The organism is Variovorax sp. FW305-3-2-15-B-LB1, assembly GCF_058787635.1.
Genome location: NZ_JBYSZY010000109.1, coordinates 1 through 5,610, shown reverse-complemented (window position 1 = coordinate 5,610; position 5,610 = coordinate 1). Strand labels below are relative to the sequence as shown.

Genomic DNA, 5,610 nt, shown 5'->3' with positions numbered 1-5,610 from the left:
GTTGTGTATTCGAGACTGGCCCGGCCCGCCGCAGCACCTGTGGCGGCTGCCCCGGCACCCGCGCCAGCGCCACCGGCCCCGCCGGCCGACCCGCAGGCCCAATGCGGCGACCGCAACTTCATCGCCAAGGCGCAATGCATGGCGGCCCAGTGCGTGAAGCCCGAGTACAGGTCGCACGCACAGTGCGAGGCGGTGCGCCGTCAGCAGCGCATCGAAGAGGAAAAGCGCAACCCGTCGCTCTTGAACTGAGCCTGCGACGGCGGGCTCAGCCCTTTTGCAGCCGCTCGATGGCAATCGCCAGCGCGGCGGGCTTGCCCGACAGCACCAGGGTGTCGCCGTCCGACAGCAGCGTGTCGTCGTCCGGCACACGCGCCTGACCGTCCTGCCGGCGCAGGTTGGCCACGCGCACGCCCAGCGTCGGCAGCGCCATCCGTCCCAGCGTCTGGCCGATGGCGCGTGCGCCCGGCGTGAGCGTGAAGCTGTTCAGGCGCTCGTGATCGATCTCGTCGGCGTTGTCGTCGTCGGCGCCGTGGAAGTAGCCGCGCAGCAGGTTGTAGCGCGCGTCGCGCTGGTCCTGTACCACGCGGATCACGCGCCGCATCGGCACGCCGACCAGCGCCAACGCATGGCTGGCGAGCATCAGCGACCCCTCGATGGCCTCGGGCACCACCTCGGTGGCGCCGGCGGCCTGCAGCTTCTCGAGGTCGTGGTCGTCCTGGGTGCGCACGATCACCGGCACGTGCGCCGCGTGGGCGCGGGTGTTGGCCAGCACCTTCATCGCGCCCCCCACGTCGAGGTAGGTGACGACCACCGCGCTGGCACGCGCCAGGCCCGCGGCCATCAGCGCCTGCAGCCGCGCCGCGTCGCCGAACACCACCGAATCGCCGGCCGCGGCGGCCTGGCGCACGCGGTCGGGGTCCAGGTCGAGCGCCATGTAGGGAATGCCTTCGCGCTCCAGGATGCGCGCCAGGTTCTGGCCGCAGCGCCCGTAGCCGCAGATGATCACGTGCTGCGCGGTGTTGATGGTCTTGCGCGCGATGGTCGTCATCTGCAGCGACTGCTGCAGCCAGTCGCTGGCCACCAGCTTTCGCACGATGGCGTTGCTGTACATGATGATGAAGGGCGTGGCCAGCATCGACAGCACCATCGACGCCAGCACCGGATTGGCCAGCCACGGCGGCAGCAGGTTGCGGTCCTGCGCGAGCGCCAGCAGCACGAAGCCGAACTCGCCGGCCTGCGCCAGGTACAGGCCGGTGCGCAGCGACACGCCCGAGGTGGCGCCCAGCACCCGCGCCAGCACCGTCACCAGCCCCAGCTTGAACAGCAGCGGCACCAGCAGCAGCACCGCCACCAGCAGCCAGCGCTCGACCACGATGTGCCAGTCGAGCGACATGCCGACGGTGATGAAGAACAGCCCCAGCAGCACGTCGTGGAAGGGGCGGATGTCGGTCTCGACCTGGTGCTTGTATTCGGTTTCCGACACCAGCATGCCGGCGATGAAGGCACCCAGCGCCAGGCTCAGGCCGGCCAGCTCGGTGAGCCAGGCCAGGCCCAGCGTGATCAGCAGCACGTTCAGGATGAACAGCTCCTCGCTGCGCCGCCGCGCCACGAGCGTGAGCCACCAGCGCATGATGCGTGGCCCGCCGTACAGCAGCACGCCGATGAGGAAGGTGGCCTTCACCAGCGCGAAGCCCAGCGCCTTGGCCAGCGCCTCGGGCGGCGCGCCCAACGCGGGAATCAGCACCAGCAGCGGCACCACGGCCAGATCCTGGAACAGCAGCACGCCCATCACGCGCTTGCCGTGCTCGCTCTCCAGCTCGAGCCGCTCGGCCATCAGCTTGACCACGATGGCGGTGCTGCTCATGGTGAGCGCGCTCGACAGCGCCAGCGTGGTCTGCCACCCCAGCTGCCAGGCCGGCGGCAGCTGCGTGGCGATGATCAGCGCGCCGGCGGTGGCCAGCGCCATGGTCAGCAGCACCTGCAGCAGACCCAGCCCGAACACGTGCTTGCGCATGGCGCGCAGCTTGGGCAGGCTGAACTCGAGCCCGATCACGAACATCAGGAACACCACGCCGAATTCGCCCAGGTGGCGGATGCCTTCGGAGTTCTGCGCCAGCGCCAGCGCATGCGGGCCGATGAGCACGCCGGCCGTCAGGTAGCCCAGCATCGGCGGCAGCTTGAGCGACCGGCAGGCCACCACGCCGATCACCGCGGCCAACAGATACAACAGCGTGAGATCGAACGAAGACATAGGCGCCGATGCTAGAGCAATGTCCGTGCCCCGGGCTTCCCCGGGCCATGTGATCGCCGACCGCGCCCGCCTCGTAAAATCCGGCGATGAGCTCCCGCCCCGCCCCGACCCACGTGGTCGACCCCGACGCCATCCTGGCCCGGGCACGCGTCACATTCGACATCGAAGCCGAAGCCGTCCTCGGCCTGAAGGCCCGCGTCGGCCCGAGTTTCGTCGAGGCCGTGCGCAAGATCCTCGAAGTGCGCGGCCGTGTGGTCGTGATGGGCATGGGCAAGAGCGGCCACGTCGGCCGCAAGATCGCCGCCACCCTCGCCTCCACCGGCACGCCCGCGATGTTCGTGCACCCGGCCGAGGCCAGCCACGGCGACCTCGGCATGATCAAGGCGGTCGACCTCGTGCTGGCCATCTCCAACAGCGGCGAGGTCGACGAACTCACCGTGCTGCTGCCGGTGGTCAAGCGCCAGGGCGTGCCCCTGATCGCCATGACCGGCCGCCCCGATTCCACCCTGGCGCGCCATGCCGACATCGTGATCGACGCTGGCGTCGCCAAGGAAGCCTGCCCGCTGAACCTCGCGCCCACCGCGAGCACCACCGCGCAGATCGCCATGGGCGACGCGCTGGCCGTGGCGCTGCTCGACGCGCGCGGTTTCGGCTCCGAAGATTTCGCCCGCTCGCACCCCGGCGGCGCGTTGGGCCGAAAGCTGCTCACCCACGTGAGCGATGTCATGCGCTCGGACGACGAGGTGCCGTGCGTGCCGCCGACGGCCACCGTCAGCGAGCTGATGCGCGCGATGAGCATCAAGGGCTTCGGCGCCGCCGCGGTGGTCGAGCCCGACGGCCGGGCGCTGGGCATCTTCACCGACGGCGACCTGCGCCGCCTGATCGAGGCCGGCGCCGACCTGCGCACGCCCAAGGCGGCCGACATCATGCACCGCGACCCGCGCACCATCCGCGTCGACGCGCTGGCGGTGGAGGCGGCCGAACTCATGGAGCAATGCGGCATCACCCGCCTGTTCGTGATCGACGGCGCGGGGGTGATCGTCGGCGCGGTGAACACCAACGACCTGATGCGCGCGAAGGTCATCTGATGCCGCTTGATTTCCAGGCCGAGACCCTGCTGGCCGCGCAAGACGTGCGCATCGTCTTCTTCGACATCGACGGCGTGCTGACCGACGGCGGCGTGTACTTCACCGAGCACGGCGAGACGCTCAAGCGCTTCAGCATCCTCGACGGCTACGGCCTCAAGCTGCTGCGCAAGGCCGGCATCACGCCGGCCGTGATCACCGGGCGCGACTCCAAGCCGCTGCGCGTGCGGCTCGAGGCGCTGGGCATCGAGCACGTGCGCTACGGCACCGAAGACAAGCTGCCCGCCGCCGAGGCCATGCTGAAGCAGCTCGGCTTCACCTGGGCGCAGGCCGCCGCCATCGGCGACGACTGGCCCGACCTGCCCGTGCTGACCCGCGTCGGCTTCGCGGCGGCGCCGGCCAACGCGCACACCGAGGTACGCGCGGTGGCGCGCTACGTTACCACCGCGCGTGGCGGCGAAGGCGCGGCACGCGAATTCTGCGACCTGCTGTTGACGGCCTGCGGCCAGTACCGCCCGCTGCTCGACGCTGCCCTGGGCCCCCGACCATGAGCCCGCAGCTGCGACGCGCCTGGCACCTCACGCGCGATGTGCTCGACCGCACCACCATCTACCTGCCGATCATCCTGATGGCGGGCGTGGCGCTGGGCACCTACTGGCTGGTGCGCAATGCGCCCAAGCTGCTGGAGCCCACCGTCAAGGCGGCGCCCACGCACGAGCCCGACTACTTCATGCGGGACTTCGTCATCAAGAACTTCCTGCCCAACGGCGACCTGCGCAGCGAGCTGCACGGCACCGAGGGACGGCACTACCCGGACACCGACACCATCGAGGTCGACCAGGTGCGCATGCGCTCGGTGTCGCCCGAGGGGCTGGTCACGCGCTCGTCGGCGAACCGCGGCCTGTCGAATTCCGACGGCAGCGAGATCCAGCTGTTCGGCAACGCGATCGTGATCCGCGAACCGGCGGTGAGCGCGAGCGGCAAGGCCACGCCGCGGCTGGAGTTTCGCGGCGAGTTCCTGCATGCGTTCCTCGACACCGAGAAGGTGCAGTCGAACAAGCCGGTCACGCTCATCCGTGGCAGCGACCAGTTCACGGGCGATACGCTCGACTACGACAACCTGAGCGGCGTGGCCAACCTCACGGGCCGCGTGCGCGGCGTGCTGGTGCCGTCGGCCGCCGCAGGCAAGCCGCGCTGAGCGGCTGCCACACAAGAACAAGTTCCCGGGAGACGATCCACGCATGACCACCGCCGCACCGCTCGTCTTCATCACTGGCGCCTCCAGCGGCATCGGCCAGGCGCTGGCCGCGTGCTTCTATGACGCGGGCTATCGGCTGGCGCTGGTCGCGCGGCGCACGGGCGAGATCGAAACCTGGGCGACGGGCCGCCAGCTGGACGCGGGCCGCTACCAGGTCTACGGCGCCGACGTGGCGGACACCGACAGCATCGTGGCCGCCGGCACCGACTGCATCGCGCGCCAGGGCGTGCCCGACGTGGTGATCGCCAACGCAGGCATCAGCATCGGCATCGACACGGCCGAGCGTTCGGACCTCGACGTGCTGGCGCGCACCTTCGCCGTCAACAACGTGGGGCTGGCCGCCACCTTCCATCCCTTCGTGCAGGCCATGGTGCAGCGCGGCAGCGGGCGGCTCGTGGGCATCGGCAGCGTCGCCGCCATCCGCGGGCTGCCGGGGCACGGCGCCTACTGCGCGAGCAAGGCCGGCGTGGTCGCGTACTGCGAAAGCCTGCGCGGGGAACTGCACAACAGCGGGGTGAAGGTCGTCACGCTCTGCCCGGGCTACATCGACACGCCGCTGACGCAGGGCAACCGCTACGGCATGCCCTTTCTCATGCAGCCCGAGGATTTCGCAGCTCAGGCGCTGCGCGCCATCGAGGCTGGCACGAGCTACCGCGTGATTCCGTGGCAGATGGGCGTGGTCGCCAAGGTCATGCGCCTGCTGCCCAATGCCGTGCTCGACCGCGCGGTGCAGGGCCGGGCGCGCAAGAAGCGCAGCGGCGAAGCCTGAGCTTCATTGCCGATTGCACAGCGGGCACAGCACGCAGGCAAAGAAAAAGGCTCCCGAGGGAGCCTTTTGTGTTTGTGTGCCGTGAGGCATGCGAAGGAGTGAACGGGGTTCAGTACCCACCGTTGCCGCCGCCGCCGTAGCCGCCACCGCCGCTGCGACCACCGCCGCCGCCACGGGGACCTGCGCCGTAGGGGCTGCGGAAACCGCCATCGCCACCACCGCCGCCGCCACCCGAACGACCACCACC

5 protein-coding genes and 1 pseudogene are annotated in these 5,610 nt (G+C 70.1%); 5 read left to right on the top strand and 1 reads right to left on the bottom strand.

Features of this window, described 5'->3' with window-relative positions; all coding sequences use genetic code 11:
* Nucleotides 1–249, top strand: a pseudogene (locus AC3WQR_RS31435) (hypothetical protein); the annotation flags it as partial.
* 16 nt (nucleotides 250–265) lie between these two features.
* Here AC3WQR_RS31435 and AC3WQR_RS31430 read toward each other — a convergent pair.
* On the bottom strand, nucleotides 266–2,251 hold the full coding sequence (locus AC3WQR_RS31430; protein ID WP_492745944.1) for a monovalent cation:proton antiporter family protein: 1,986 nt from the start codon (nucleotides 2,249–2,251) through the stop codon (nucleotides 266–268).
* A gap of 86 nt (nucleotides 2,252–2,337) precedes the next feature.
* Between AC3WQR_RS31430 and AC3WQR_RS31425 the strand changes: the two genes are divergently transcribed.
* The 4 genes from AC3WQR_RS31425 to AC3WQR_RS31410 are packed head-to-tail and all read left to right on the top strand — an operon-like array spanning nucleotide 2,338 to nucleotide 5,363.
* The gene (locus AC3WQR_RS31425; protein ID WP_095948397.1) at nucleotides 2,338–3,339 is read left to right on the top strand and encodes a KpsF/GutQ family sugar-phosphate isomerase; all 1,002 of its coding nucleotides are present in this window, start codon (nucleotides 2,338–2,340) and stop codon (nucleotides 3,337–3,339) included.
* The gene (locus AC3WQR_RS31420; protein WP_369630735.1) at nucleotides 3,339–3,887 is read left to right on the top strand and encodes a KdsC family phosphatase; all 549 of its coding nucleotides are present in this window, start codon (nucleotides 3,339–3,341) and stop codon (nucleotides 3,885–3,887) included. The genes AC3WQR_RS31425 and AC3WQR_RS31420 overlap by 1 nt, the downstream gene beginning before the upstream one ends.
* On the top strand, nucleotides 3,884–4,534 hold the full coding sequence (gene lptC, locus AC3WQR_RS31415) for an LPS export ABC transporter periplasmic protein LptC (RefSeq protein WP_062473614.1): 651 nt from the start codon (nucleotides 3,884–3,886) through the stop codon (nucleotides 4,532–4,534). The genes AC3WQR_RS31420 and lptC overlap by 4 nt, the downstream gene beginning before the upstream one ends.
* Nucleotides 4,535–4,577: 43 nt before the next feature.
* Nucleotides 4,578–5,363, top strand: coding sequence for an SDR family oxidoreductase (locus tag AC3WQR_RS31410; RefSeq protein ID WP_492745942.1), 786 nt, complete (start codon nucleotides 4,578–4,580; stop codon nucleotides 5,361–5,363).
* Nucleotides 5,364–5,610 lie beyond the last annotated feature (247 nt).

Excerpts from the sequence above, each read along its gene's own strand:
- AC3WQR_RS31425 (WP_095948397.1), top strand. The coding sequence starts at position 2,338 with ATGAGCTCCCGCCCCGCCCCGACCCACGTGGTCGACCCCGACGCCATC.
- lptC (WP_062473614.1), top strand. The coding sequence starts at position 3,884 with ATGAGCCCGCAGCTGCGACGCGCCTGGCACCTCACGCGCGATGTGCTC.
- AC3WQR_RS31420 (WP_369630735.1), top strand. The coding sequence starts at position 3,339 with ATGCCGCTTGATTTCCAGGCCGAGACCCTGCTGGCCGCGCAAGACGTG.
- AC3WQR_RS31410 (WP_492745942.1), top strand. The coding sequence starts at position 4,578 with ATGACCACCGCCGCACCGCTCGTCTTCATCACTGGCGCCTCCAGCGGC.
- AC3WQR_RS31430 (WP_492745944.1), bottom strand. The coding sequence starts at position 2,251 with ATGTCTTCGTTCGATCTCACGCTGTTGTATCTGTTGGCCGCGGTGATC.